The sequence below is a fragment of the Pseudomonas sp. Sample_22 genome (assembly GCF_004307635.1).
Classification (GTDB): Bacteria; Pseudomonadota; Gammaproteobacteria; order Pseudomonadales; family Pseudomonadaceae; genus Aquipseudomonas.
The window spans coordinates 80,175-106,803 of the sequence record NZ_RCNY01000004.1; the positions used below are offsets into that span (position 1 = coordinate 80,175).

At 60.8% G+C, this 26,629-nt stretch carries 23 protein-coding genes and 2 riboswitches; of the genes, 6 read left to right on the forward strand and 17 right to left on the reverse strand.

Going from position 1 to position 26,629, the window contains the following annotated elements:
• Window positions 1–61: 61 nt before the first annotated feature.
• From D8U73_RS00355 to D8U73_RS00400, 10 genes are all read right to left on the reverse strand, one after another.
• The gene (locus D8U73_RS00355; protein ID WP_056852799.1) at window positions 62–994 is read right to left on the reverse strand and encodes a sugar kinase; all 933 of its coding nucleotides are present in this window, start codon (window positions 992–994) and stop codon (window positions 62–64) included.
• A gap of 142 nt (window positions 995–1,136) precedes the next feature.
• Window positions 1,137–2,354 carry an amino acid deaminase gene (locus D8U73_RS00360; RefSeq protein WP_056852800.1) on the reverse strand — a complete coding sequence of 406 codons (1,218 nt, stop codon included), beginning with the start codon at window positions 2,352–2,354 and terminating at the stop codon, window positions 1,137–1,139.
• 38 nt (window positions 2,355–2,392) lie between these two features.
• Window positions 2,393–3,157: an IclR family transcriptional regulator gene (locus D8U73_RS00365; RefSeq protein WP_056852801.1), complete on the reverse strand. Its 765-nt coding sequence runs from the start codon at window positions 3,155–3,157 to the stop codon at window positions 2,393–2,395.
• A gap of 171 nt (window positions 3,158–3,328) precedes the next feature.
• Entirely contained in the window at window positions 3,329–3,718 is a 390-nt protein-coding gene (locus D8U73_RS00370; RefSeq protein WP_056852802.1) for a RidA family protein, read from the reverse strand.
• Between the two features lie 30 nt (window positions 3,719–3,748).
• Window positions 3,749–4,543, reverse strand: a complete 795-nt coding sequence (locus D8U73_RS00375) for an amino acid ABC transporter ATP-binding protein (RefSeq protein WP_056852803.1) — start codon at window positions 4,541–4,543, stop codon at window positions 3,749–3,751.
• Window positions 4,540–5,202 (reverse strand): amino acid ABC transporter permease, encoded by a 663-nt coding sequence (locus tag D8U73_RS00380; protein ID WP_130903422.1) that lies wholly within the window; start codon window positions 5,200–5,202, stop codon window positions 4,540–4,542. Before D8U73_RS00380 ends, D8U73_RS00375 begins: the two co-directional genes overlap by 4 nt.
• A gap of 8 nt (window positions 5,203–5,210) precedes the next feature.
• Window positions 5,211–5,873, reverse strand: coding sequence for an amino acid ABC transporter permease (locus D8U73_RS00385; RefSeq protein WP_130903423.1), 663 nt, complete (start codon window positions 5,871–5,873; stop codon window positions 5,211–5,213).
• A 51-nt stretch (window positions 5,874–5,924) separates the two neighbouring features.
• A complete protein-coding gene (locus tag D8U73_RS00390) occupies window positions 5,925–6,773 on the reverse strand; it encodes a transporter substrate-binding domain-containing protein (protein ID WP_056852806.1) in 849 nt (282 codons plus the stop codon).
• A 387-nt stretch (window positions 6,774–7,160) separates the two neighbouring features.
• A complete protein-coding gene (locus D8U73_RS00395; protein ID WP_056852807.1) occupies window positions 7,161–8,720 on the reverse strand; it encodes a TerC family protein in 1,560 nt (519 codons plus the stop codon).
• A gap of 312 nt (window positions 8,721–9,032) precedes the next feature.
• Entirely contained in the window at window positions 9,033–9,899 is an 867-nt protein-coding gene (locus tag D8U73_RS00400; RefSeq protein ID WP_130903424.1) for a LysR family transcriptional regulator, read from the reverse strand.
• A gap of 103 nt (window positions 9,900–10,002) precedes the next feature.
• Between D8U73_RS00400 and D8U73_RS00405 the strand changes: the two genes are divergently transcribed.
• Window positions 10,003–11,547 (forward strand): MFS transporter, encoded by a 1,545-nt coding sequence (locus D8U73_RS00405; protein ID WP_130903425.1) that lies wholly within the window; start codon window positions 10,003–10,005, stop codon window positions 11,545–11,547.
• On the opposite strand, the gene D8U73_RS00410 is transcribed toward D8U73_RS00405, so the two are convergent.
• Window positions 11,533–11,937, reverse strand: a complete 405-nt coding sequence (locus D8U73_RS00410) for a MerR family transcriptional regulator (protein ID WP_130903426.1) — start codon at window positions 11,935–11,937, stop codon at window positions 11,533–11,535. The genes D8U73_RS00405 and D8U73_RS00410 overlap by 15 nt on opposite strands.
• Window positions 11,938–12,014: 77 nt before the next feature.
• On the opposite strand from D8U73_RS00410, the gene D8U73_RS00415 reads away from it, so the two are divergent.
• Entirely contained in the window at window positions 12,015–13,238 is a 1,224-nt protein-coding gene (locus D8U73_RS00415; RefSeq protein WP_130903427.1) for an NADH:flavin oxidoreductase/NADH oxidase family protein, read from the forward strand.
• Window positions 13,239–13,310: 72 nt separating this feature from the next.
• On the opposite strand, the gene D8U73_RS00420 is transcribed toward D8U73_RS00415, so the two are convergent.
• The 4 genes from D8U73_RS00420 to cobW form a co-directional block, all read right to left on the reverse strand.
• Window positions 13,311–13,973, reverse strand: a complete 663-nt coding sequence (locus D8U73_RS00420; protein ID WP_130903428.1) for a VWA domain-containing protein — start codon at window positions 13,971–13,973, stop codon at window positions 13,311–13,313.
• Window positions 13,974–13,975: 2 nt separating this feature from the next.
• Window positions 13,976–14,983: an ATP-binding protein gene (locus D8U73_RS00425; protein ID WP_130903429.1), complete on the reverse strand. Its 1,008-nt coding sequence runs from the start codon at window positions 14,981–14,983 to the stop codon at window positions 13,976–13,978.
• 309 nt (window positions 14,984–15,292) lie between these two features.
• Entirely contained in the window at window positions 15,293–19,135 is a 3,843-nt protein-coding gene (cobN, locus tag D8U73_RS00430; protein ID WP_130903430.1) for a cobaltochelatase subunit CobN, read from the reverse strand.
• 3 nt (window positions 19,136–19,138) lie between these two features.
• A complete protein-coding gene (gene cobW / locus D8U73_RS00435) occupies window positions 19,139–20,206 on the reverse strand; it encodes a cobalamin biosynthesis protein CobW (protein ID WP_130903431.1) in 1,068 nt (355 codons plus the stop codon).
• A 98-nt stretch (window positions 20,207–20,304) separates the two neighbouring features.
• Window positions 20,305–20,517: riboswitch (cobalamin riboswitch) on the reverse strand.
• A 255-nt stretch (window positions 20,518–20,772) separates the two neighbouring features.
• A riboswitch (cobalamin riboswitch) is annotated at window positions 20,773–20,998 on the forward strand.
• A gap of 120 nt (window positions 20,999–21,118) precedes the next feature.
• On the opposite strand from cobW, the gene D8U73_RS00440 reads away from it, so the two are divergent.
• From D8U73_RS00440 to cobM, 4 genes are all read left to right on the forward strand, one after another.
• Window positions 21,119–21,313 (forward strand): CbtB-domain containing protein, encoded by a 195-nt coding sequence (locus D8U73_RS00440; RefSeq protein ID WP_130903432.1) that lies wholly within the window; start codon window positions 21,119–21,121, stop codon window positions 21,311–21,313.
• Window positions 21,314–21,324: 11 nt separating this feature from the next.
• Window positions 21,325–22,038, forward strand: a complete 714-nt coding sequence (locus D8U73_RS00445) for a CbtA family protein (protein WP_130903433.1) — start codon at window positions 21,325–21,327, stop codon at window positions 22,036–22,038.
• The gene (locus D8U73_RS00450; RefSeq protein WP_056852817.1) at window positions 22,035–22,448 is read left to right on the forward strand and encodes a cobalamin biosynthesis protein; all 414 of its coding nucleotides are present in this window, start codon (window positions 22,035–22,037) and stop codon (window positions 22,446–22,448) included. The genes D8U73_RS00445 and D8U73_RS00450 overlap by 4 nt, the downstream gene beginning before the upstream one ends.
• Before the next feature lie 83 nt (window positions 22,449–22,531).
• On the forward strand, window positions 22,532–23,278 hold the full coding sequence (gene cobM, locus D8U73_RS00455; RefSeq protein ID WP_056852818.1) for a precorrin-4 C(11)-methyltransferase: 747 nt from the start codon (window positions 22,532–22,534) through the stop codon (window positions 23,276–23,278).
• A gap of 163 nt (window positions 23,279–23,441) precedes the next feature.
• Here cobM and nfuA read toward each other — a convergent pair whose 3' ends face one another.
• Together nfuA and D8U73_RS00465 are read right to left on the reverse strand one after the other, a co-directional pair.
• Window positions 23,442–24,026 (reverse strand): Fe-S biogenesis protein NfuA, encoded by a 585-nt coding sequence (gene nfuA, locus D8U73_RS00460; protein WP_007959519.1) that lies wholly within the window; start codon window positions 24,024–24,026, stop codon window positions 23,442–23,444.
• 199 nt (window positions 24,027–24,225) lie between these two features.
• Window positions 24,226–26,535: a fatty acid cis/trans isomerase gene (locus D8U73_RS00465; protein ID WP_130903434.1), complete on the reverse strand. Its 2,310-nt coding sequence runs from the start codon at window positions 26,533–26,535 to the stop codon at window positions 24,226–24,228.
• Window positions 26,536–26,629 lie beyond the last annotated feature (94 nt).

Below are 26,629 nucleotides of genomic sequence, written 5' to 3' on the forward strand. Positions count from 1 at the left end.
AAAAACCTGTGGGAGCTGGCTTGCCAGCGATCCGATGGCGCAGCCATCGGCCATGCCACTGTTATCCTGGAATCAGCGCCCCAGGCACCTGAATCACCTGGCTCGCCAACCGATGCCCCGCCTCGGCAGCCTCCACCGGGCTCCCGCCCCTGAGCCGCGAGGCCAGATACGCCGCACTGAACGAATCCCCTGCCGCCGTGGTATCCACCACCCGCTCGACCTTCTGCGCCGGCACTTCAAATGACTCACCAACACAGCGAATCAGGCACGCTTCGGCACCTCGCTTGAGCACCACTTCCGGCGTGCCGATCTGCTCGTACGCGGCGAACACCGCCTCGCAATCGGCAAAATGGAACAGCGCCTGTTCGTCATCGACGGTCAGCAACGCCAGATCGACATACGGCAAAACGCTGCGGTAGGCCGCCCGCGCATCCTCCAGCGAAGCCCACAGCCGTGGCCGATAGTTGTTGTCGAAGACGATTCGCGCATCACGCTGACGGGCTTCGATCAAGGTTTCCAACAGTTTTCCCCGACCTTGTACGCCAAGGACCGCGAGCGTGATGCCGCTAAAATAAAGCACATCGTAATCCGGCAACGCCGCCAGGATCGGCGCGGCGGCCGGGGTGGTGAAGCAATCGCGCACCGCGGCTTCATTGCGCCAATAAAGGAAACGACGCTCGCCGGCGGCATCGGTCTGAATGCAGTACAAACCCGGCAAACGCCCGGGTAAACGCTGAACCATGTCCAGGCCGATGTTTTCTTCGGCCCAGCTCTGGCACATGGCATCGCTGAAACTGTCGTCGCCCAGCGCGGTGACATAGTCGACGCTACCAGCATTGCCGAGCTCACGGGCCAGGTAGACCGCGGTGTTCAAGGTATCGCCGCCGAAGCTTTGTTGCAGGCTGCCGTCGGCGCGCTGTTGCAGCTCGATCATGCATTCGCCGATCAGGGCGATGCGCGGGGTGTTGGGGCCGAGGGTGTTGATGGTGTTCATTAGGGTGGAGGCTCTCTCAAACGATCGTACCCACGCTCTGCGTGGGAATGCATCCCGTGACGCTCTGCGTCACATTCGCAAGCAGGACGCGGAGCGTCCCTGGCGGCATTCCCACGCAGAGCGTGGGAACGAGCAGGTGTGGTTAGAAACAGGTTTCCATGGTCTCGATAACGCTCAACTGCTCATCCACCAGACACCCCATGCGCCACTTGTCGAACGTCAGGCACGGGTGCGAAGTGCCGAACGAAATAATGTCACCCACGCGTAGTTCTACCCCCGGCGCCACGGTCATGAACGCGTGCTGGTCCATCACCGCCGTCACCTTGCAGGCACCGACATCGTCGCCCTTGGCCGGCACCACGCCAGCCTTGTAACGCAGCAGCGGCACCGGCAAACCGGCGTCGTAGGCCACATCGCGCTTACCCAGGGCAATCACCGCGAAGCCCGGCTCCGGCAAGGACTGCACGTGCGCCCAGACTTCCAGCGCCGGGCGCAGGCCTTCGTGCAAATCACTGCGACGGTCGAGGACGCAGCATTGCGCTTCTTTGTAGATGCCATGGTCGTGGGCGACATAACTGCCCGGGCGCAAGACGCTGAGGAAACGCCCTGCGGCGTTCTGCGCCTCGAACTCTTCGGCAATCAAGTCATACCAGGCCGAGCCGGACGCGGTGATGATCGGCTTGGCGATGGCAAACGCGCCGCTGTCCTGCAGCTGCACCGCCAGGCGAACCAGCGAGCCGGCAAACGCTCGAATCCCGCTGACCGCGTGATCACCGTGGATCACGCCTTCGTAACCTTCGATCCCGGTCAAGGCCAGTGCCGGTTGCGCAGCGATGGCCTTGGCCAGATCCAGCACTTGCTGCTCGCTGCGGCAACCACAACGTCCACCGACCACACCGTACTCGATCATCACGTTCAACCGAACGCCGCGCGAGGCGAAATAGGCGCCGAGGTCAGCGACGTTGTCCGGGTGGTCGACCATGCAATAGAAGTCGAACGCAGGGTCAGCCAGCAGATCGGCGATCAGCGCCATGTTCGGCGTACCGACCAGTTGGTTGGCCATCAACACCCGATGCACGCCATGGGCGTAGGCCGCGCGGGTTTGCGTGGCGCTGGCCAGGGTGATGCCCCAGGCGCCGGCGTCCAGTTGCCGACGAAACAGCGCCGGGGTCATGCTGGTTTTGCCGTGGGGCGCCAGTTCAGCGCCGCTGTTGCTGACAAAGTCCTGCATCCAGCGGATGTTGTGTTCCAGCGCTTCACGGTGCAGCACCAGCGCCGGCAGGCTGACGTCGCGCACCAGGTTGGCGCCAATGTGGGCAAAGCCCTTTTCCACGGCGGCAGTATTCTTGGCAGAAGACATGATCGAACTCCTCACATTCGCGGCCGCAGGCAGCCGCTTTATTCGTTGATGCGACGGGCCAGGCTGTTGGCGCTGTCGATCAGCACCCGGCGGTAGTCGTTGTAATTGTTCTTGGCATCGGCTCGCGGGGCGACGATGCACAGGGTCGCGATGGCTACGCCGTTCGGGTCTTTGACCGGGGCGGCGAAGCAATGGGTAAACGTGTCGGCGACGCTATCGAAAGAGAAAAAACCCTCGCGCCCGGCCTGACGAATTTCCGCCAGGAATTGCTCCAGCGGCAAGCGGTCGCCGTCGGGCAGGATGAAGTCGTCGTGGTCGATCAGCTCGACGATTTGCTGGTCACTGAGGTGCGCCAGCAACAGGCGCCCGGACGCGGTCCAGGGAATCGGCGCGTTCTCGCCGATGTCCGAGGAAATACGAAAATGCCGCTCGCCCTCTTTCATCAACGCCACGGTGTATTTGCGTCCGTTGAGCAGGCACATCTGCGCGGTTTCATGGGTCTGGCTGACGATCTCCTGCAAGGCGAGATCGGCCTCGCGGGTCAGATCGAAATGACGCAAATGCGCCTGCCCGAGGAAGTACAGCTGACGACCGAGGTAGACGTGGCCGTCCTTGCCCACCGGCTCCAGAATCCTGCGTTCGAGCAATGAAGCCACCAGTTCGTAGACCGTGGATTTTGGGCTGCCGATGCCATTGGCGATATCGTTCGGGCGCAGGGGCTGGCCGACTTCCTTGAGGAAATCGAGGATATCGAACGCCCGGTCCAGACCGCGTGCCCGGCGCTTGATGGTGTCTTCAGTCATGTCAGTGGTTCCCCTTCAAAATGCCGGGAGTTTACCGAGTGTGCAGTGTTGACTGTGAGGCCGCCATCGCTGGCAAGCCAGCTCCCACAGGGATTTAGGGTGTGCCGACAATCTGTGGCAATACACAACACCTGTGGGAGCTGGCTTGCCAGCGATGCAGTCACCGCCGGTTCAGGCCTTTTTCTTGTAGGCAATGCAGTCGATCTCGACCTTGCAGTCGACCATCATGTTCGCCTGCACGCAGGCGCGGGCCGGGGCGTGTTCCGGTTTGAAGTACTCGGAAAAGACCTTGTTGAAACTGCTGAAATCCCGCGGATCCTCCAGCCACACGCCGGCACGCACCACATCTTCCAGGCCATAACCGGCCTCTTGCAGAATCGCGATCAGGTTCTTCATGGTCTGGTGGGTCTGTTCGACAATGCCGCCCACAATGATCTCGCCATCCACCGCCGGCACCTGCCCGGAAACGTGCAGCCAGCCATCGGCTTCAACGGCGCGGGCGAAAGGACGGGGCGCGCCGCCAGCGGCGGTGCTGCCGGTGCCGTAACGAGTAATGCTCATGAGTGTTTCTCCTGATTGATAGTTGAAAGATCAAAAACGCGTATTTTTGAGAAATTCCGCCAGACGCGGCGATTGCGGGCGTTCGAACAGTTCCTTGGGTGGCCCCTGCTCTTCGATACGCCCCTGATTCATGAATACGATTTTGTCCGAGACCTCGAAGGCAAAGCGCATTTCGTGGGTCACCAGCAGCATGGTCATGCCGTCTTCCGCCAGGCCCTTGATCACGTTGAGCACTTCGCCCACCAACTCAGGGTCGAGGGCCGAAGTGACCTCGTCGAACAGCATCAGGCTCGGGTTCATCGCAATCGCCCGGGCAATCGCCACGCGTTGTTGCTGGCCGCCGGACAACTGCCCGGGAAAGTGGTCGCGGCGTTCCAGCAGGCCGACCCGCTCCAGCCATTTCTCCGCCAGGGCCACGGCCTGGTCCTTGTGCAGCTTTTTGACCTTGAGCAACCCGAGGGTGACGTTCTGCAACGCAGTCAGATGCGGGAACAGATTGAATTGTTGAAACGCCATGCCGGTCATCGCGCGATGGCGGGCGATGACTTTTTCCGGGTGACGAATGCGCTTGCCATTGACTTCGTCATAACCAATGGACTCGCCGTCGAGCAGGATCTGCCCGCCCTGGAATTCTTCAAGCATGTTCACGCAGCGCAGCAAGGTGGTCTTGCCCGAACCGCTGGAACCGATCAGCGTCACCACGTTGCCGCGCTGCATGCTCAGGTCAACGCCCTTGAGCACTTCGAGCTGGTCATAACGCTTGTGCAAGCCGCGAATGTCCAGCAGCGGCTGGCCGTTTTGACTATTGGATTGAGTTTGAGTCATGGCAAGGCCACCCGCTTTTCAATGTGCCGGCCGAGTAATTCGATGCCGTAGTTGATGACGAAGAACAGAAAACCGGCGAACAGATAGAACTCCAGGGTCATGAAGGTTCGGGCAATGACCTGCTGGCTGCTGAGCAGCAACTCGGCCACGCCGATCACCGACAATAGCGTCGAGGCCTTGACGATCTCGGTGGACGAGTTGACCCAGGTCGGCAGGATTTGCCGCAACGCCTGGGGTAACAGTACGTAGCCCAGGGTCTGGTTGAATGTCAGGCCTATGGCCTTGCTCGCTTCCATCTGCCCACGGGGCAGTGCCTGCAAGGCACCGCGCACGATCTCGGCGACGTGGGAGCCGCAAAACAGCGTCAAGCCCAATGCACCGGCCTGAAACGCACTGATCTGCCAGCCCAATGCCGGGGCCATGTAAAAGCAGGCGAGCACCAACACGAACACAGGCGTGCCGCGAATCACGTCCACATAAAAACGAAACGGCGCGCGCATCCAGAACTTGCCGTAGGTCAGCACCAGTCCGGCAAACATACCGACCACCGTGCCCAGCAAAATCGCCAGTGCCGACACCTGCACACTGGTCAAGAAGCCTTGCCAGAGCGGCTCGCGCGCGATCCACAACTCATGCAACCAACTGGGGGATTCGTACATGGAGCCTCCTATCGGCGGATTGCCAGACGCTGCTCGAGATAACGCAGCAGCATGGCAATGAGGTAACAGGCCGCGACATACAGCGCCGTAGTCACCAGCCAGGTTTCGATCACCCGGTAGCTTTCGACATTGATCTTGCGCGCGTAATAGGTCAGCTCCGGCACGGCAATCGCCGCCGCCAGCGAGGTGTCCTTGAACAGCGAAATGAAGTTGTTCGATAACGCTGGCAGTACGTTGCGCAGCATCACCGGCACGGTGACATAGGCCTTGACCTGCCATTCCCCCAGGCCGATCGCCAGACCCGCTTCGCGTTGGCCCTTGGGAATGCTCAACAAACCACCGCGGAACACTTCGGTCAGGTACGCCCCGGCATACAACGACAAGGTAATGATGAACGAGGGAATCTTGTCCAGACGAATCCCCAGGCTCGGCAATGCAAAGTAGATCAACAGAATCAACACCAGAATCGGCGTGTTACGGATCACCGTCACATACACCGAAGCCAGCACCCGCAACGGGCGGTGCTTCGACAACAAAGCAAACGCCATCAGCAGGCCGATCACGCAGCCGATGGCGATCGACACCAGCGCCAGCTCCAGGCCCAGGCCGAGCCCCGCCAGCAAGGTGTCGAAATCGCGCCAAACGGCGGCAAAGTTCAACTGATAGTTCATGGTCAGCAGTACCTGAACGGGGCGATTCAGAACCGCCCCTCTCTCACGGGATCATTGAAATTCGACGGGGAAACCAATCTTTGGCGAAGGCAGATCCACACCGAACCATTGCTTGAATGACGCGGCGTAAGTCGGGAACTCGACGCCGGTCATGGCCTCATGCAAGGTGGTGTTGACGAAGTTCAGCCAGTCCTGATCGCCGCGCTTGACCGCACAGGCATAGGTCTGCGGGCTCCAGGCGTAAGCCGGGCTGCGGTAGCGACCGGCGTTCTGCACCATCAGGTATTTCACCGAAGACTGGTCGGTGGCCGCCGCGTCGGCGCGACCGGAGTTCACGGCCTGGTACATCAGGTCAACGCTGTCGTATTGGTCGACCTTGGCATTGGGCAATGCCTGATGCACCAGCTCTTCGGCGTAGACATTCTGCAGCACCGCCACGGTCAAGCCGTCGCCAGCGGCCTTCATGTCTTCGATTTCCTTGTACTTGCTGTTGGCCGGCAACAGCAGGCCAACGCCTTCACGGTAGTAAGGCAGAGTAAACGCCACTTGCTGCGCACGACTGGCGGTCACGGTGATGAACTGGCAGCTCATGTCGACCTTGTCGGTCAGCAGGTTGGGAATCCGCGCATCGGATGACTGCACAACAAACTCGACCTTGCTCGGGTCGTTGAACAGCCCTTTGGCCACCATGCGCGCGATGTCGATATCAAAACCCTGCAATTTGCCATCTGCACCCTGGAAGTGCCACGGCGCATTAGTGCTGCCGGTGCCCACGATCAACTTGCCGCGGGCCAGGACACTATCGAGCTTGCCGTCTGCCGCCTGGGCCACGCCCATGGCAGCAGCAGAAGCCGCGAACAGAAAAACACACGCTTTGAACAACGAAGGTCGGCGATGCATGGCAAGCACTCCAGAATGATGTTTATTCCGCTATACCGGAACATGGTATGTAACAACGGAATAGACAGCAGAAAGTGTGCCACAGGATGTGCAGGGAATGTAGGGAGATTGAAAAGTGTTTTGAATCAGGGGGATGCGTACATGCGAAAGAAAGGGTTACCAAAACGAATCAAATAGAAACCGCTACCATCGGCTACAGCAGTCGGGAATCTGATTCACAACAGGGCCCAAGAGAATCAATCAGGTGCATTTTTGTATCGTGGTGATTGATAAGAGTGAGTCGTCTGGCGGTCTGCAATCGCGGGCAAGCCCGCTTCCACAAGCTCAGCGTATAACTTGTAGGAGCGTGACTTGCCCGCGATGAGGCCATTGGCATCAATACAACATCTACGCGCCAATGCGCGCCAGCCGAACCCGCGTCACCCGCCGCTCTTCCACCGACAACACGGTCAAGCACCAGCCTTCCCATTCGTGGCTGTCGCCGATCATCGGCAGGCGATCCAGCAAGCTGACCACCAGACCGGCGAGGGTCTGGTAGTCGTCGGTAGGCTCGGCAGCAAACCCGGTGTGCTGTCGAACTCGCGCCAGGTTCAAAGCGCCGCTGACCACAAACCCGCCCTTTTCCTCGACCACGTCCGGCCCTTCGATTTCGCTGGCATCGGGTAATTCACCGGCGATCGATTCGAGGATGTCGGTCATGGTCAGCACACCGACGAAGTCGCCGAACTCGTTGACCACGAATGCGATGTGCGTCGACGCCTTGCGCATCTGCTCCAGGGCGTTGAGGATCGAGTAACTCTCCAGCAGGTTGATGGTCTGACGCGCAAGATGCGCAAGATCCGGTTGGTTACCTGCCAGGAACTCTTTCAACAACTCCTTCTTGTGTACGAAACCCAGCGGTTCATCCACCGCACCGTCGCGGATCAGCGGCAGGCGCGAGTAAGACGAATGCATCAGTCGCGTGCGAATCGCCTCGGCGTTGTCGGCCAGGTCGATATGATCGACGTCGGCGCGCACGGTCATCAACGTGCGGATCGGCCGCTCGGCCAGTTGCAGCACGCCGCTGATCATCACCCGCTCGCGGCGATCGAACAGCGCTTCGCTGGGCGCCTCGCCGTTGTCGAGCATGTCGGCAATTTCCTCGCCGACTTCTTCCACCGCCAGTTTGCGCCCGCCCAGCAGGCGCATCACCGCGTGGGCGGTGCGCTCACGCATCGGTCGCAGGCCCATCATCGATCGTTTGCGGCGAGCCCGGGCGATCTGGTTGAACACTTCGATCAGGATCGAGAAACCGATGGCTGCATACAGATAGCCCTTCGGAATATGGAAGCCCAGGCCTTCGGCAGTCAGCGCAAAGCCGATCATCATCAAAAAGCCCAGGCACAGCATGATCACCGTCGGATGCGCGTTGACGAACCGGGTCAGCGGTTTGCTGGCGACGATCATCAAACCGATGGAAATGATCACGGCGATCATCATCACCGCCAACTCATCAACCATGCCCACTGCGGTAATCACCGCATCGAGGGAGAACACCGCATCCAGCACCACGATTTGCGCGACGATTGGCCAAAACAGCGCATAGGCGGCGTTGGAGGAACGCTCACCGACGTGTCCTTCAAGCCGTTCGTGCAATTCCATGGTGGCCTTGAACAACAGGAACACACCACCGAACAGCATGATCAGGTCGCGCCCGGAGAAGCTCTTGTCGAATACCTCGAACAGCGGTTGGGTCAGGGTCACCAGCCAGGAAATACTCGCCAGCAAGCCAAGACGCATCAGCAACGCCAGGGACAAACCGATGATCCGCGCACGATCGCGCTGGTGCGGCGGTAGTTTGTCCGCGAGGATCGCGATAAACACCAGGTTGTCGATGCCCAGTACCAGTTCCAGCACAATCAGCGTCAACAGGCCCAGCCATGCGGTGGGGTCAGCTAACCATTCCATAAAAACGTCTCGATCTCTTCAGTGGATTCAGAATGCCGGGCACGGCAAGGCACGGCACAGACGCCGAGGAACTGCAATGTCATGGGAAAACGCAAGCCAAAAGACGGGGTGCTTCGCGTGCATCAAGACCGCGCGATGGCGCGTGGGGAAAGGATAACTGGGGGGCTCCGTGAGGGTGTTCATACAAGTCCTGAAAGGAAAAAGAACTTGGATCGTACAAGCAATAGCGACTGTTCCTACAGCCGGAAATCATTTCAAGATCTGTAGCGGCTATGAATCTTCGGTATTTCGAACAACGCGATGCTTGCGCACTCAAGCATTTTTTACGCGATCGATGTACTTGATCACTGCCGGCGACCTCTCGAACCGCCGATGAACCAAGGCCAACCAGGAAATCACCTGGCAATCCGCAATCTGCCGATACACCACGTTCGGCAAACTGACATGGCCGACCACGGACTCCGGCACCACCGCCACGCCCTGCCCCAGCGAAACCAGGGCAATCACCGCGACCAACCCACCCGGCTGCGCCCCCAGCCTGGGTACAAACCCACCCTGCGCGGCGACTTGCAAGGTGCCGACCACTTGCTCGGGAAGAATGAAGTTTTCGTTCTGCAGATGCACTGAATTGATCATCGGCAAACGGTTGAGCCATGAATCGACCGGTAGCGCCAACACAAAGCCTTCCTCGTCGAGCCGCACACTTTCGATACCGTCGGGCAACGCCAACGGGCAGCGGATGTAGCCGAGGTCGAAACGTCCCTCGAGGATCATGTTCGGCAGGCTGGCCATCGGGCTCTCCCGCACATTGAGGCTGACGTCCGGGAATTGGCAAGCAAACCCCTGCACTTGTTTTTGCAGCACTCCTGAGTACACCGCCGACGCCACATAACCGAGTTCGATGTGTCCGACTTCACCGCGACCGGCACGTTGTGCATTGCGTTGGGCAGACTCGAATTGCCGGACCGTGGCTTCAGCCTCGATTACCAGCGCCGCGCCGGCTTCGGTCAGGCTGACGTCCCGCGACTGACGGAAAAACAAGCGCGCCCCCAACTCCGCTTCCATGTCTTGAATCTGCCGGGTCAGGGTCGGCGGCGCGATGCCTAATTGCTCGGCGGCGCGGGTGAAATTGCGATGGCGAGCGACGGCGAGGAAATAGCGGAAGTGGCGGATGTCCATGGGGGCATTAGCTCAAAGGTAATGAAGTGATGAGGCGCGCCTAACAACGACACTGTCAGCCAGGGATAAGCTGCTCGAACCGTCACAGTAGAGAACCCTTGCCATGCCCGTCAAACCCACGCCAAGTGCACGTCAGACCTTACTGACCGCATCCGCCGTGTGCTCGCTGATCGTGCTCGACACCAACATTGTCGCCGTTACCTTGCCCAGCATTGCGCGTGACCTGGGGGCTAATTTCGCCGACATCGAGTGGGTGGTCAGCGCCTACATGTTGGCGTTCGCCGCGTTGCTGTTGCCGGCCGGTAGCCTGGCCGACCGTTTTGGTCGCCAGAAGACCCTGATGTGGGGCCTGGGAATTTTCATCGTTGCTTCACTGGGCTGCGGTGCGGCTCCGAACGCCCTGTTTCTCGACATCGCACGCGCGATCAAAGGCGTCGGCGCCGCACTGCTGTTGACCTCGGCGCTCGCAGCCATCGGCCACACCTTTCATGATGAAGCCGAACGGGCCAAGGCCTGGGCATTCTGGGGTGGCTGCATGGGCGTTGCCATGACCGCCGCGCCGACCCTGGGCGGACTGATCACCGAATTCGTGGGCTGGCGCTGGATTTTCTACCTCAACCTGCCAGTGGGCTTGTTCCTGATGTACAGGGTCTGGCGCGCGGTGCCGGAATCACGCGATGCGCAAGCAGCGCGCCTTGATCCCTGGGGCAGCCTCGCCTTCAGCGCCAGCCTGCTGTGCCTGATCTGGGGCCTGATCGAAGCCAATCGGATCGGTTGGAGCAACCCGGTCACTTATGCGCGCCTGATCGGTGGAGCAGCGTTGTTGGGACTGTTCGTGGTGATCGAACGTCTGCAACAGCGCCCGATGATCGACCTGCAGTTGTTCCGTCATCCGCGCTTCATCGGTGCGCTGCTCGGCATGTTCGCGTACGCCGCGTGTGCTCAGGTCATGATGACCATGCTGCCGTTCTACTTGCAGAACGGGCTGGGGTTCACCGCGATTTCGGCGGGCTTGGGCATGTTGCCGTTCGCCGTCACCCTGCTGATTTTCCCGCGCATCGGTGCTCGGCTGACGGGGCGGATCACGCCGGCAAACATGATGGCCATCGGGCTCACCCTGGTAGGCTGCGGCAACTTGCTCAGTGCCTGGGCGGTCAACAGTGGCGGTTATCTGCCGTTCGCCCTGGCGATTGCCGTCACCGGTGCCGGCGCAGGTCTGCTCAACGGCGATACGCAGAAAAACATCATGGCCTGCGTCCCGCGGCAACGCACCGGCATGGCCTCGGGCATGAGCACGACCATGCGCTTCAGTGCGGTGATGCTGGCCATCGGCGTGTATGGCGCGCTGCTCGCTGGCCACACTGAACAACAGCTGCACTTCGGCTTGTCGAGTCTGGCGCCGGAGTTGCTCGAACAGTCAAAGGATGTCGCCTCGCGGGTGGTCGCCGGTGATATGAACGCGGCGATGAGTCTGTTGCCCGAAATCGCGCGGCCGCTGGTTGAAGCCTTGGCCCGGGAGGCGTTCGTCGCGGGGTTCAGTCTGTTGTTGTGGGTGGCGGGACTCGCGGCTTTGCTCGGTGCGCTGGTGGTGGGGACGTTGATGCGCAAGCCGATTCCCACCCCTCAAACTGCTTTAGTGCCTGAATGACTCCAGCACCCGCTCGGCATTCGCGTCACAAGCCATGCCTTCCGGCCGGGCCTGGATGTTTTCGATCAAACCCTGCAACTGCGCCTTGCTTTGCGCCAGGTGCCGTTGCATGGCTTCGATCTGTTCGATTTTGCGATGCAGGCCGACCATCAACTCATCATGCTTGAACGCCCCCGTCACCGTGTCCGGTAACAGTTGCTTGAGTTCTTCGAGGCTGAACCCGGCCTGCTGGGCGCACTGGATGATTTGCAGGGTTTGCAGGACCTGTTGCGGGTATTGTCGATAGCCGTTCGCCGAGCGCTGAACCTGTTGAATCAAACCTTGAGCCTCATAAAAGCGAATGCGCGAGGCGCTCAATCCGCTCAGCAGTGCCAATTCACCGATTTTCATTGCGACCTCATTTGCCTGCTTGACATTAAAGTTAACTTTAAGCTTAGCCTCTACTCTTCACTGATGAGGAGTCAAGCATGTCGCCCTTTCAAGCGTTGAATCTGCCCAACGGCCAGACCATCGGCAACCGCATCGCCAAAGCCGCGATGGAAGAAAACCTCGCCGACATCGATCAGGCACCCGATGGTGCGCTGTTTCGCTTGTACCAGGCCTGGGCAGATGGCGGAGCCGGGCTGCTATTGACCGGCAACGTGATGATTGACCGGCGCGCCATGACCGGCCCAGGCGGTGTAGTACTCGAAGATGAGCGGCATCTGCAACGCTTCCGTCAGTGGGCCGACATTGGGCGCAGCGGTGGTGCGCAGTTCTGGGTGCAATTGAATCACCCCGGCCGCCAGACCATGGCCAACCTTGGCCAGCAAGCGTTGGCACCTTCGGCGGTAGCACTGGATCTGGGACAGTTTTCGAAGATGTTCGCCGAACCGAAACCCATGAGCGAAGCCGACATCGACGAGGTGATCCAGCGCTTTGCCGCCAGTGCCGCGATGGCCGAAAAAGCCGGTTTTACCGGCGTGCAGATACATGCCGCTCATGGCTACCTGATCAGCCAGTTCCTTTCACCACTGACCAATCGCCGAACCGATCGCTGGGGCGGCTCATTGGAAAACCGTGCCCGCTTGCTGCTTGCAGTGGTCGATGCCGTGCGCCAAGCGGTATCACCGCAGTTTTGCGTAGCGGTGAAGCTCAACTCGGCGGATTTCCAGCGCGGCGGCTTCGATGCCGACGACGCCCGGCAGGTTATCCAATGGCTGAACGAGCTGCAGATCGATTTGCTCGAACTCTCGGGCGGCAGCTACGAAGCACCGGCCATGCAAGGCGAGGCCCGTGACGGGCGGACGTTGGCGCGCGAGGCTTATTTTCTGGAAATGGCCGGTGAGTTGGCTGCAGTGGCATGCATGCCGGTAATGGTCACCGGCGGGATTCGACGCCTGACAGTTGTCGAACAAGTGCTCGCCAGCGGCATCGCCATGGCTGGAATAGGCACGGCCCTCGCCGTTGAGCCCGGCTTGGTCAAGCATTGGCGAGAAGGTCTGAACAGTCACCCGCAACTGCCGCCAATTCGCTGGAAACGCAAACCGCTGGCAGCATTGGCAAACATGGCGGTCGTGAAATTCCAGCTGCATCGATTGAGTCGTGGCCGTAAGACCCGACCTGGAGTGTCGGCGCTGTGGGCGTTGATTGTCGACCAGTTGTACCTGGGCAAGCGTACCCGGCAGTATCGGCGGGCGATGGCGAAGTAATTCGATTGAGGCTGGCGGGTACACCGCTATCGCGAGCAGGCTCGCCGTGATCGGCGCGCAGCACAGGAAAAATCACCCCGGCAACAACTCATCGATATGCCGATACTCCGACTGCAACTGCTCCGCCATCACCTTGCAGCGACCCAGCCTGATCGGCCCACGCTCGATATCGATCAGCAGCCCGGGACAATTGAATGGCTGCAATGTCGCCCCGTCCTTGATCCGCCCATCCGTGATCACCAGCAAGCGTTGCTGCTCGGCCGGAAAGCGCTTTCGCCGGGCCGCAAGCCACTGCCCCGCTTCGCTCAAGGCCGCCAGCAACGGCGTGCCGCCACCGGCGCCCAGTCCATCAAGCCAGTGACGCAAACCGCTGGACGCTTTCAACCCTTGAACCTGCCACTTCGGCGCAGCGCCACTGGCAGACAGCAAGGCCAGCCGGGCGCGTTGGCGATAGGCGTCATCGAACAACTGCGCGAGCAAACCCTTGGCATCGCTCAAGGCATGGTGCCGACGGGTCGAAGCCGACGCATCGACAATCACCAGCCACAATTGATGAGCCGAACGTGTGCGCACGTGGAACAACAGATCCGCACGCACACGTGGCCGACCAATGAGCAAGGTCCCCGGCCAGTTGATCGAACCGCTGCAGGCAGCGTGACGCTTGCCCTGTCGGCCATGGTCCAGTCGTCCGGCGCGGGGCCTGGCATTCGCCCCCGCGTCGGATCGGGGGCGAATGCCTAGGGCTTTTTTGGCCAGCTCGGCACTTCCCGGCGGGCGCCGACAGGCGATGCCTGAGGAGCCATTTCACCCCACTGCCCCTGGCCTTCACCCGGATTGGTCGTTTGCGGCGAAGACGACTGTGGCGCTTGCGCCGGTTGTGGTGCCGATGCGGCAAGCTCACGGCGACGATGGCGCAAGGCGAACTCGGCGACCGCGTCGATATCTTCGACGCTGATGGCACGAGCGCCACGCCAGGCTGCGTGGGCGCGAGCCGCGCGCAGCCAGACCAGATCGGCGCGCATGCCGTCGACTCCGGCGGCGAAGCAGCGTTCAGTGATCTGCGCCAGCGCGTCGTCGTCCAGCGGGATGCTCGTCAACGCAACGCGTGCCTGCTGGCAACGCTCGCGCAGGCTCGCTTGTTGGCTCTCCCACGTGGCGCAAAAGCGCTGGGGATCGCTGTCGAAATCCAGGCGCCGACGGATGATCTGGCCGCGCTCTGCCGGTGCGGTGTGGCCGCTGAGGGCGACATTCAAGCCAAAGCGGTCAAGGAGCTGCGGCCGCAATTCGCCCTCTTCCGGGTTCATGGTGCCGATCAACACGAATTTCGCCGAATGCCGATGGGAGATGCCATCCCGCTCGATCAGATTGGTACCGCTGGCGGCGACGTCGAGTAGCAGATCGACCAGATGATCCGGCAGCAGGTTGACCTCATCGACGTAGAGCACGCCGCCATCAGCCTTGGCCAGCACACCCGGTGAAAATTGCGCCCGGCCTTCACTCAGCGCGGCATCCAGATCGAGGGTACCGACCAACCGCTCCTCAGTCGCGCCCAACGGCAAGGTAACGAACTGACCGCTGGCGAGCAGGTCCGCCAACCCTCGAGCCAGGGTCGACTTGGCCATGCCACGCGGACCTTCGATCAGCACACCGCCGATCTTCGGGTCAATGGCGGTCAGGTACAGCGCGAGCTTCAAATCGTCGGCGCCGACCACGGCGGACAGGGGGAAATGCGGAGTGTCGGTCATGTCGGGTTTCTCATCATGGTCGGTCATTACTCTGTGGCGAGGGAGCTTGCTCCCGCTGGGCTGCGCAGCGGCCCCAAAAATCAGATACACCACGGTTTCGGGTTTTTTGTGATCGTTCCCACGCTCTGCGTGGGAATGCCTCAACGGACGCTCCGCGTTCGGCTCTGGGTGGGACGCGGAGCGTCCCGGGCTGCATTCCCACGCGGAGCGTGGGAACGATCAGCTATACGCCACGGTTTCGGGTTTTACGACTGCTTCGCAGCCGAGCGGGAGCAAGCTCCCTCGCCACAGGTGTCCACTGTTCTCTAGTCAACTGTCTTCTTCTATGTCCAGCAGCAGGTTTTCCAGCGCCTCGCGATACTCGCCCGGCGCTTTCCACATGCCTCGCTGTTGCGCTTCGAGCATGCGTTCGGTCATGTCGCGCAACGCGTGGGGATTGTGCTCGCGAACAAAATCCCGGGTGTCCGGGTCGAGCAAATAGGCATCTGCCAGCAAGGCGTACTGATGATCGTCGATCAGCTGTGTGGTGGCGTCGAAGGCGAACAGGTTGTCGACAGTCGCAGCCATTTCGAAGGCGCCTTTATAGCCATGTCGCTTTACCCCGTCGAGCCACTTGGGATTGGCTGCCCGCGAGCGGATGACCCGGTTCAGCTCTTCCTTGAGCGTGCGGATTTTCGGCAAGTCCGGCTGGCTGTGATCGCCGTGGTAACTCGCCGCCGCGGCTCCGCTGAGGCTTTCCACCGCCGCGAGCATACCGCCCTGGAACTGATAGTAGTCATTGGAATCGAGCAGATCGTGCTCACGGTTATCCTGATTTTGCACAACGGCCTGCACTTGGCCCAGGCGTCGACTGAAGGTTTCTCGGGCCAGGGTGCCCTCGTCAGATCCGCCATAGGCGTAACCGCCCCAATTCAGATAGACCTCGGCCAGATCCTCACGGCTTTGCCACAGCCGGCCATCGATAGCGCCCTGCACACCTGCGCCATACGCGCCGGGTTTGGCACCGAAAATTCGCCAACCGGCCTGGCGTCGGGCCGATTCCTCATCAACCCCCGATTGCAGCAACGCTGCCCGCTCGGCACGGACCTTGGCCGCCAACGGATTGAGATCGTCAGGTTCATCCAGCGCAGCCACCGCTTGTACCGCGGCGTCGAACAAGCGGATCAGATTGGCAAACGCGTCGCGGAAGAAACCGGAAACGCGCAAGGTCACGTCCACTCGCGGCCGATCGAGCAAGCTCAGCGGCAGGATTTCAAAATCGTCGACGCGCTGACTGCCGGTAGCCCATACCGGGCGCACGCCCATCAACGCCATGGCCTGTGCGATATCGTCGCCACCGGTGCGCATGGTCGCGGTGCCCCACACTGACAGGCCGAGCTGACGCAGATGATCGCCATGATCTTGCAGGTGGCGTTCAAGAATCAGGTTGGCCGATTGAAAACCGATGCGCCAGGCGGTTGTGGTCGGCAGGTTGCGCACGTCCACCGAATAAAAATTGCGCCCGGTGGGCAGCACGTCCAGCCTTCCGCGACTCGGCGCGCCGCTGGGGCCGGCTGGCACGAAGCGGCCGCCCAAGGCATCGAGCAGGCCGCGCATTTCTGCCGGGCCGCAGGCGTCCAGGCGTGGTGCGACCACTTCGCGCAGATTGTCGAGGATGGCCTGGACCTCGGACCAACCCGGCCCCTGCAGGAGCGAGCCTGCTGGCGAGGCTGTGTCAGCTGCGTTGGCGTCGACTGACACGCCATCGCCAGCAGGCTCGCGCCTACACGGATCGGTCAACGCCTGCGAGATCAGTTGTGCGGCGAACAACTCAAGGCGTTCGCGGGCATCGCCAGCGGTGCGCCAAGCTTCATGGGTGAGGTTGTGCAGTTCAATTGGTCGCGGCCCGGTCCATGGTTCGGCCAACACGCAATCCAGCGGATCGAAACCCAGCGAGAATGCCTTGGCCAAAGCGCGCAGCAAGCTCGATTGCGCACCACGCCCGTCACCCCGGGGGATTCGCAGCAATGCCAGCAACGTATCGATACGCAAGCGCCCGACCGGCGACTCGCCGAAAACATGCAAGCCGTCGCGGATCTGCGATTCCTTCAAGTCACACAGGTAAGTGTCCAGGCGCGGCAACCAGATCGCCGCATCGACATCGCTGTCGAGTTGTTCGTCCAGTTGCAGTTCGCGGTCGATGTGGGTGTCGCGCACCAGTTGCAGGATGTCGCGCTGCAACTCGCGGGCGCGACGCGGATCGAGCAATTGCGCTTCGTAGTATTCGTCGGCGAGCAACTCGAGATTGCGCAGCGGGCCGTAGGTTTCGGCACGGGTCAGCGGTGGCATCAAGTGATCGATGATCACTGCCTGGGTCCGTCGCTTGGCCTGGGCGCCCTCGCCCGGATCGTTGACGATGAATGGATAGATGTTGGGCAGCGGCCCGAGCAATGCATCCGGCCAGCAGTGTTCCGACAGGCCTACCCCTTTGCCCGGCAGCCATTCGAGGTTGCCGTGCTTGCCGACGTGGATCAGCGCGTGGGCGCCATAGGTGTTGCGCAGCCAGAAGTAAAACGCCAGATAGCCGTGGGGCGGCACCAGGTCCGGGTCGTGATACACCGCGCTCGGGTCCACCTGATAGCCGCGCGCCGGTTGAATGCCGACGAAGGTCAGGCCGAAACGCAGCCCGGCGATCATCATTCGGCCGTTGCGGCACATCGGATCGTTTTCCGGCGCCCCCCAGCGAGCCAGCACCGCGGCGCGATTCGCTGCGGGCAGTGCGTTGAACATTCTCAGGTAATCATCCATTGCCAGACTTTGCTGGCAGGGACGCTGATCGAGAGTGTCCAGGTCATTACTGACACCGCCAAGCAATTGCTCGATCAGCGCGGTGCCGCTGTCCGGCAATTCGGCCGGTAGCGGATAGCCTTCGTTATACAGCGCACGCAGAATGTTCAGGGCAGCGGCCGGCGTGTCGAGACCGACACCGTTGCCGATGCGGCCGTCGCGGGTCGGGTAATTGGCGAGGATCAGCGCCACGCGCTTTTCAGCATTGGGCAGGTGTGCCAGGTCGGTCCAGCGCCGTGCGAGCTCGGCGACGAAGTCCATGCGTTCGGGTTGCGGGCGGTAGCAGACCACATCCGATTGGCTGCGCTCACTGCGCCACGCCAGATCCTTGAAGCTGATCGGTCGGCTGATAATCCGCCCATCCAGCTCTGGCAGGGCAATGTGCATCGCCAGATCACGCGGGCCGAGGCCTTGTTCGCTGGCGCGCCAGCCCGGCTCGTTGTCCTGGGCACAAATCGCCTGGATCACCGGGATATTGCGGCGAAATGGTCGCAAGTGCGGCGCTTCAGGGCTGGACTGGGCGAAACCGGTGGTGTTGAGAATCACCGCCGCTTCAGCCTCGTCCAGCAGGTCCTCGACCACCGTCAGGCAACCGGGCTCTTTCAAACTGGCCAGCGCGATGGGCAACGGATTCAACCCGGCAGCCCGCAAACGCTGGCAAAAAACATCGATGAAACCGGTGTTCGCCGCTTGCAAATGCGAGCGGTAAAACAGCACGGCCGCCACCGGTTGACCCGCCTGCCATTCAGCCTGCCAGTCATTCAATTCAACGGTGTTTTTTTGCGGATGGTAAATCGCCGTGCGCGGCAAGGTTTTCGGCTCGGCCCAGGCGTAATCCCGCGCCAACCAACGATTGGCCAGGCAACGGAAAAAATCCAGGGCGTTGCCCATGCCGCCCTGACGAAGAAACTGCCAGAGCCGATCACGATCCTCGGCACCGACGGTGCTCAGGTCACTGAGTTCCGGGTCCGGGCGATCGTCGCCCGGCACCAGTATCAACTGCACTCCACGCTGCGACAATTGCACCAGCCGCTCGACGCCGTAACGCCAATAGGCAATGCCGCCGTGCAGCGAGATCAGAATGACCTTGGCGTGGCGCAAGACTTCATCGACATACAGATCAACCGAGGCATGATTCTGCACCTGCATCGGGTTCGCCAGGCGCACGCTCGGATAATCGTCGGGCAATTGCTGCGCCGCTTCGGCAAGCAGCGCCAGGCTGGAATCGCCGCTGCACAGGATCACCAGCTCGGCGGGGGTTTGTCCAAGGTCGGCAATGTTGTCATCCGACACGAAACCGCCGGGCTGGGTCCTGAGCAGGTGCATGGCTTACACGCTGAGCGCGGCGCGCAATTGCGCTTCGAGCAGGCTGGCGTCCAGTGCCTGGCCGATCAGCACCAGACGAGTGACGCGTGGTTCCTCAAGGCTCCATTGACGATCGAAGTGCTTGTCAAAACGTGTGCCCACGCCCTGAATCAGCAGACGCATCGGTTTGTTCGGGATTGCAGCGAAGCCTTTGACACGCAGGATGCCGTGCTGGACCACCAGTTGGGTCAGCGCGTCCATCAGCAGGCTTTCGTCGGCTTGCGGCAGCTCGATGGAGATGGAATCGAAAGCATCGTGATCGTGATCGTGATCGTCTTCGCCTTCATGGTGGTGATCATGATGGCTATGACGGCTGTCGATGTGCTCTTCAGAGCCGGCACCCAGGCCGATCAACACGTCCAGCGGCAAGCGCCCGCTGCTGGCTTCGATGACTTTTACCGCAGGCGGCAGTTCTTCGGCGACTTCCAGGCGCACGCGGGCCAGGTCTTCAGGGCTGATCAGGTCGGCCTTGTTGAGGATCACCAGGTCAGCGCTGGACAGTTGATCGGCGAACAGTTCGTGCAGTGGCGATTCATGGTCCAGGTTTGGGTCGAGTTTACGCTGGGCGTCGACCTGATCCGGGAATGCGGCGAAGGTGCCGGCCGCCACGGCCGGGCTGTCGACCACGGTGATCACCGCATCAACGGTGCAGGCACTGCGGATTTCCGGCCACTGGAAGGCTTGTACCAAAGGTTTTGGCAGGGCCAGGCCCGAGGTTTCGATAAGAATGTGATCGAGATCACCGCGCCGGGCGACCAGTTCGCGCATCACCGGGAAGAACTCTTCCTGAACGGTGCAGCACAGGCAGCCGTTGGCCAGCTCATAGACACGGCCACTGGCTTCTTCTTCGGTGCAACCGATTGAACACTGCTTGAGGATCTCGCCATCGATGCCCAGCTCACCGAATTCGTTGACGATCACTGCGATGCGGCGACCCTGAGCGTTGTCGAGCATGTGTCGCAGCAAGGTGGTTTTACCCGAGCCGAGGAAGCCGGTAACGATGGTGACGGGGAGTTTGGCCAGTGTTTTCATCGGATGCCCTTTGGCAAGGTGGCGGGCATACGGGACGAGAACCGGCAACGCCTGTGCGCGCCGGAAGCGTTCGCCACCGGATCACCCCGCCCGGTTGTAGTGAGAATCTGTATCGAGGCAGGTCTCCTGGCTGACGGTGTCCCAGTCGCTTGACTGGCGTTGGCTGCGCCTTCCCGCGGGCTCAGGACTTGAGCGTGCAGTGGCGTGGCAGCGAACATCACCGTTCACAGTTGCGGGGGCAGCCGCGGCATTGACCGCGTTCCCTTCTTAGCTTCGACAAACGCCGAAGAACCTCGAAAGCGCAAGGCTACGCATGGTATTGGGGCGGGTCAATGATCAAGCCGAATCGATCGTTCCCGCGCTTTGCGTCGATCGTTCCCACGCTCTGCGTGGGCATGCCTCAACGGACGCTCCGCGTTCGGCTGTGAAAGGGACGCAGAGCGTCCCGGGCTGCATTCCAACGCAGAGCGTGGGAACGATCAAACGAATGATCAACGCAGAGCGTGGGAACGATCAACTCAAACGAGAACCCTTGCCAATTGACGCCCAACCTCCGCCCATGCTCTCCTATGCATCTTGTTACGGGTGCCCTTCACAGGGTGAAACGGGAAACCGGTGAATCATGTGCTTTACTCCAAGCCATGTCAGTCCGGTGCTGCCCCCGCAACGGTAAGCGAGCGAAGCGTCAGATCCACTGTGCCGATGAGGCATGGGAAGGTGATGCTTGCAGGAACAGGCTCAGGCCTGCGCCCCTCGTGAGCCCGGAGACCGGCCCGCAACACAAGGTGAATACACCATCACTGAATGACAAACCCGCGGTGGGCGGGCGCTGTTCGAAGCTCTGCGCGCCCGTTCGTGCGGGCTTTCTGCATGCGCTTCTGATTCCCCGCTGACAGACCAGAGGGAAACGCCATGTCGATCACCAGCAGCACCGCTCATAGCAACACTGCCAGCGCCACCACTACCCTGACTCAACGTCTGACCGCCGCTGTCTGCGCGTCGATTCTCGGCGCATGCCTGGTGTACTTCGCCGGTTTCTCGCACATCGAAGCCGTGCACAACGCCGCGCACGATACCCGTCACAGCGCCGCGTTCCCGTGCCATTGAGACCTTCAGACATGATCAAGCGTATTGCGCAAACCGCAGGTTTCAGCGGGCTGCTCGCCGCCCTGCTGCTCACTCTGCTGCAAAGCTTCTGGGTCTCACCGCTGATCCTGCAGGCCGAGACCTACGAGAAATCCGAACCCGCCGCTGTTGAAGCCCACGAACACACCCACTCCGAAGGCGCCGTTGCCGCGCACACCCACGATGGCGAAGCCTGGGAACCGCAAGACGGTTGGCAGCGTGTGCTTTCGACCACTGGCGGCAATCTGGTGGTAGCCGTCGGCTTCGCCCTGATGCTCGCCGGGCTCTACACCTTGCGCGCACCGACCAAAACCTCCCAGGGCCTGCTCTGGGGCCTGGCGGGCTACGCAACCTTCGTGCTGGCGCCAACCCTGGGCCTGCCGCCTGAATTGCCGGGCACCGCTGCCGCCGATCTGGCGCAACGGCAGTTCTGGTGGATTGGCACCGCGGCCTCCACCGCGGTGGGTATCGCCCTGATCGTGTTCAGCCGTCACTGGCTGATGAAAGTCCTCGGCGCGGCGATCCTTGCGGTTCCCCACGTGATCGGCGCGCCGCAACCGGAAGTGCATTCGATGCTGGCACCCGAAGCACTGGAGACCCGTTTCAAAATCGCTTCGCAGCTGACCAACGTGGCGTTCTGGCTGGCCCTGGGCCTGATCAGCGCCTGGTTGTTCCGCCGCAAAAACGATGGCCAATACCGCGCATGACTGAAGTCAGCACAGTGCCGACCCTGGTGGTCGGCCTGGGCTGCCAACGGGGCTGCCCGGTGAGCACGTTGCGCGCACTGCTCGATCAGGCGCTGCAAGCACACCGGATCGAGCTTCATGACATCAAGGCCCTGGCCAGCATCGACTTGAAGCGCGACGAACCGGCTCTGATCGAATTGGCCACGCAACTGGCGTTGCCGTTGATGTTTTTCAGTAGCGAACAACTGGCTGGTTATCAGCCACACCTCAGTCACCATTCACAGATCGCCTTCGAGCGCACCGGTTGCTACGGCGTGGCGGAAAGTGCCGCCCTGGCCTTGGCCGAACAACTGGGCCATGCACCGGCAAAACTGCTGATCCGGCGACAAAAATATGCCCAGGCCACTCTGGCATTGGCCTGCGCTGCGTAAAATCCCCGATAATCCGCGCAATCGATCATGAGCAATCTTCATTTGAAGCCTTGCCCAGCCCCTTTTTTCCACAGGAACCGACGATGACCGTCTATTTCATTGGCGCAGGTCCCGGCGACCCGGAACTGATTACCGTCAAAGGCCAGCGCCTGATTCGCAGCTGTCCGGTGATCATTTATGCCGGCTCATTGGTACCCGCCGCTGTTCTTGAAGGCCATCACGCCGAGACGCTGGTCAACAGCGCCGAACTGCATCTGGAACAGATCATCGAGCTGATCAAGCGCGCCCACGCCAACAACCAGGATGTGGCGCGGGTGCACTCGGGCGATCCGAGTCTGTATGGTGCCATCGGCGAGCAGATTCGCCACTTGCGCGAACTCGGCATTCCTTTCGAGATCATCCCCGGCGTCACTGCGACCGCCGCCTGTGCCGCGCTGCTTGGGGCGGAACTGACGTTGCCGGACGTGTCACAGAGCGTGATCCTGACCCGCTATGCCGACAAAACCGCGATGCCGACGGGCGAAGAGTTCTCCAGCCTGGCGCAGCACGGGGCGACCATGGCGATTCATTTGGGGGTTAATCACCTGACGAAGATTGTCGAAGAGCTTGTGCCGCATTACGGCGCAGATTGCCCGATTGCGGTGGTTCATCGGGCGACCTGGCCAGATCAGGATTGGGTGCTCGGAACGCTTGAGGACATTGCCGACAAGGTTGCCGCCAAAGGGTTTCGTCGTACGGCGTTGATTCTGGTGGGGCGCGTGCTGGGCAGTGACCAGTTCAGCGAGTCGTCGCTGTATCGCGCCGGGCATGCGCATTTGTACAGGCCCTGAAACACCTGTGGCGAGGCAGCTTGCTCCCGCTGGACCGCTAAGCGGTCCCTCCATCAGCCATTGCACTCATCACGGGAAATGCATCGGCTGACAGGCGACTGCTTCGCAGTCGAGCGGGAGCAAGCTCCCTCGCCACAGTGTTTTTCATGTCGCAGCGAACACCTTAGTAGTAGGCGTTTTCTTTCTGCGTGTGGTCGGTCACGTCACGGACGCCCTTGAGCTCCGGGATGCGCTCGAGCAAGGTGCGCTCGATACCTTCCTTCAGGGTCACGTCTGCCTGGCCGCAGCCCTGGCAACCGCCGCCAAACTGCAGAACGGCGATGCCGTCCTCGACCACATCGATCAGGCTGACCTGGCCGCCGTGACTGGCCAGCCCCGGGTTGATCTCGGTTTGCAGGTAGTAATTGATACGCTCGTTGATCGGGCTGTCGGCATTGACCATCGGTACTTTGGCGTTTGGCGCCTTGATGGTCAGCTGGCCACCCATGCGGTCGGTGGCGTAGTCGACAACCGCGTCGTCCAGGAACGCTTCGCTGAACGAATCGATATACGCGGTGAAGCTCTTGAGCCCCAGCGCCGTGTCTTCGGGTTTTTCTTCGCCAGGTTTGCAGTAGGCAATGCAGGTTTCTGCATACTGGGTGCCAGGCTGGGTGATGAAGACGCGGATGCCGATACCCGGGGTGTTCTGCTTGGACAGCAGATCAGCCAGGTAATCGTGGGCGGCGTCGGTAATGGTAATAGCGGTCATGGAAACTCCTCGCAGGCTTGGGCGCAGTTTACGCCAATCATCGCCGCGGACAAAGTCCTAGTATTTTTGTCGGGAAAGATTCCGACGCTACTCCTCTGTAGGAGCAAAGCTTGCTCGCGATAGCGTCAGGCCAGCCAGCGTTGAGTCTGAATGTGCCGACGTCATCGCGAGCTAGCTTTGCTCCTACAGAATGGGTGTTTCAGAGGTTTTCGTAGCGGTTCATGTCGAGTACGCCCTCTTCCAACGGTTCGGTCTCGTGGATGTAGCGGCTCAAATCATGGAAGTACTGCCAGAATTGCGGATGACTGCGGCGGATTCCCCAACGCTCGACGATTTTCTCGAAACGATCGGCGTCCTTGGCGTTTTCCATGGCTTCGACGAACGCAGGCACCTGCCCGGCGGGAATGTTGAACATGAAGTTCGGATAGCTGCTGAGTACCCCAGGAAAAATAGTCAACGTGTCCAGGCCTGGCTGATAGCGCAACGACTCGCCGAGCATGAACGCCACATTACTATGGGCTCGATTGCGCAACATGCTGTAGACCACGCGTTGGCCGCTGGCCGTTTCGATACGCAGCATGGTCGCTTCCGGCAGTTGATCGATAACCTTGAGCCCCGCGGCGGGTCGTGCCGTGAGCGTGCTCAGGGCTTGTTCGGCGTTTTGCAAGTCAGGGTCGATGTTCGGCCGGGAACAATAGGCTCCGTTACAGCGGTTGATCGGATCAGGGTTGGCATTGAGGTCGCCATAGCGTGCCAGCAACTGCAGGGCAAAGTCGCGCTTGGGGTCTTTTTCGTCGAGTTTCAGCGCGGTGGGCGTATCGTCGTCGATGGCTTCATAGTTCAACCACATCTTGAATTTGCCGCCGCTCTGATACCAGTCGCTGAGGTAATCGTCCCGCGAATCCGCAGGCATCAGGCGCAGGAAGTTCTGCTCGGCACCATTGCGAATCAGATCGAAATACAGGCGTGTCTGAGCCTGATGGGAAACGTTGCCGAACACGTCAAAATTCACCGCCAGCTGATAGTAAGTACGTTCCAGCAGCGGGAAATCGAACAACCACATGGTTTGCGGCACATCGCCAATCAGGCCTTTGGTCACGGCAGCACTGTCGAAATGACGGAAAATGCTCAGCAGCGCATTGTCGTTACCCGCCCACAGGGTCGACCAGCTCGGTGCCGGCATTTCGGCGTAGTTGTCCCGGCGCAAGGCCTCGTATTCGTTGCGTTTGTCGCGGTAGTCACGCCACAGACTCAAGACACTGCCGACATCGTCGTTCTGCCCCGGCATCGCCAGCAGCGGCGTGGCCTGGCCACGATAGTTCGGGTCTGTAATGTAAAGGTCATGTTCCGGTGCCTGAAACAGCGCCCAGAAGTTGTCCCGGATCACGTCGGTAGCGATCTGCCCCCGACAAACCGGGCCGCGAATAAAGGTGCGCACGAAATACTCGGCGTTATCGAGCATGAACTGGTAACGCGCCTGGGCCGGGATTGCCTCGAAGGTGGCAAACGGGTTGGCCCGGCTCTGCGGTCCATAGCCGGGCAGCGCATTGGCCTGCCAGTTGCCGCTGTAGAACAGGCTTTTGACCCGCGCCATTTTCGCGGCACTCAAAGGGTAAGTGATGTGGGTCTTGTGGACGATCACACCCTGTACCGGCCACAGCCGGTAGTAAAACTGGTTACCTGGGTCATCGTTCGGGCGACGGGTATTGATCAGATCGATGGGCTGGCCAGTCGGTGTGCGCGAGCGCACCCACTGAAAGAAATGACCCGGTTCACCGTCCTTGAAATAGAGGTGCGCGAGAAACCAGTGCTCATACAACCAGCGCCCCACCAGGCTTTGCCGGGCGCCCGCCGAGTTGAGCAGGTTCTCCCACTGCACCACCTGCAACGCTTCTTTGGCGCTCGGCACCAGGCCCTGTTCATCGATCGGCGCACCGGAAGCCAGCCAACGTTGCAGCGTCTGGTACTGCTGATCGGTCAGGCCGGTGACTGCCAACGGCATGCCTTCCTTTGGATGGGAGCTGGCGTACCCATCAAATTCGCCGGGCATCGCGCACATGTTGTCCCGGTTCAGGCCCAGGACGATCTCTGCAGGCAATTTGGCGTTGGGCTGCAGTGGCGTTCGATGACCCAACTCCAGCATCCGCGCCATCAAGGCAGCCTGATTGCTCTGGGCGTCGAGCACCGAATAAAAACCCAGTTGCTGCCAGGCCTGTTTGCCGCTCGCGTCATAAAACAAACGGGTTGGAGTTACCGCCTGGCCACGATCACCGTCATACACCGGGACTTTGGTCGCGCCGCGTGCCGCACCTTCGCCGCTGCCGAGGTTGAGCTGGCAGGCCGCGTCATTACAGGCGTGGCAGGCCACACACTTTTCAGTGAAGATCGGTTGAATGTCACGGGTGTAGGAAATGGAAGAGGAACTGCCAGCAGTAACCGCCGGGTCTTGCGCCGTTGCGCCCCAGCTTAAAAACAGCAAAACACTGCTGATGACGACGCGATACGACATGTCCCTGGTCCCGATCCTTTAAAAAACGCCGCGATTCTACCGGTCCGGCGCCCTCTCCAACATGAACGATATTCATGCAAAACCCGAACATGCT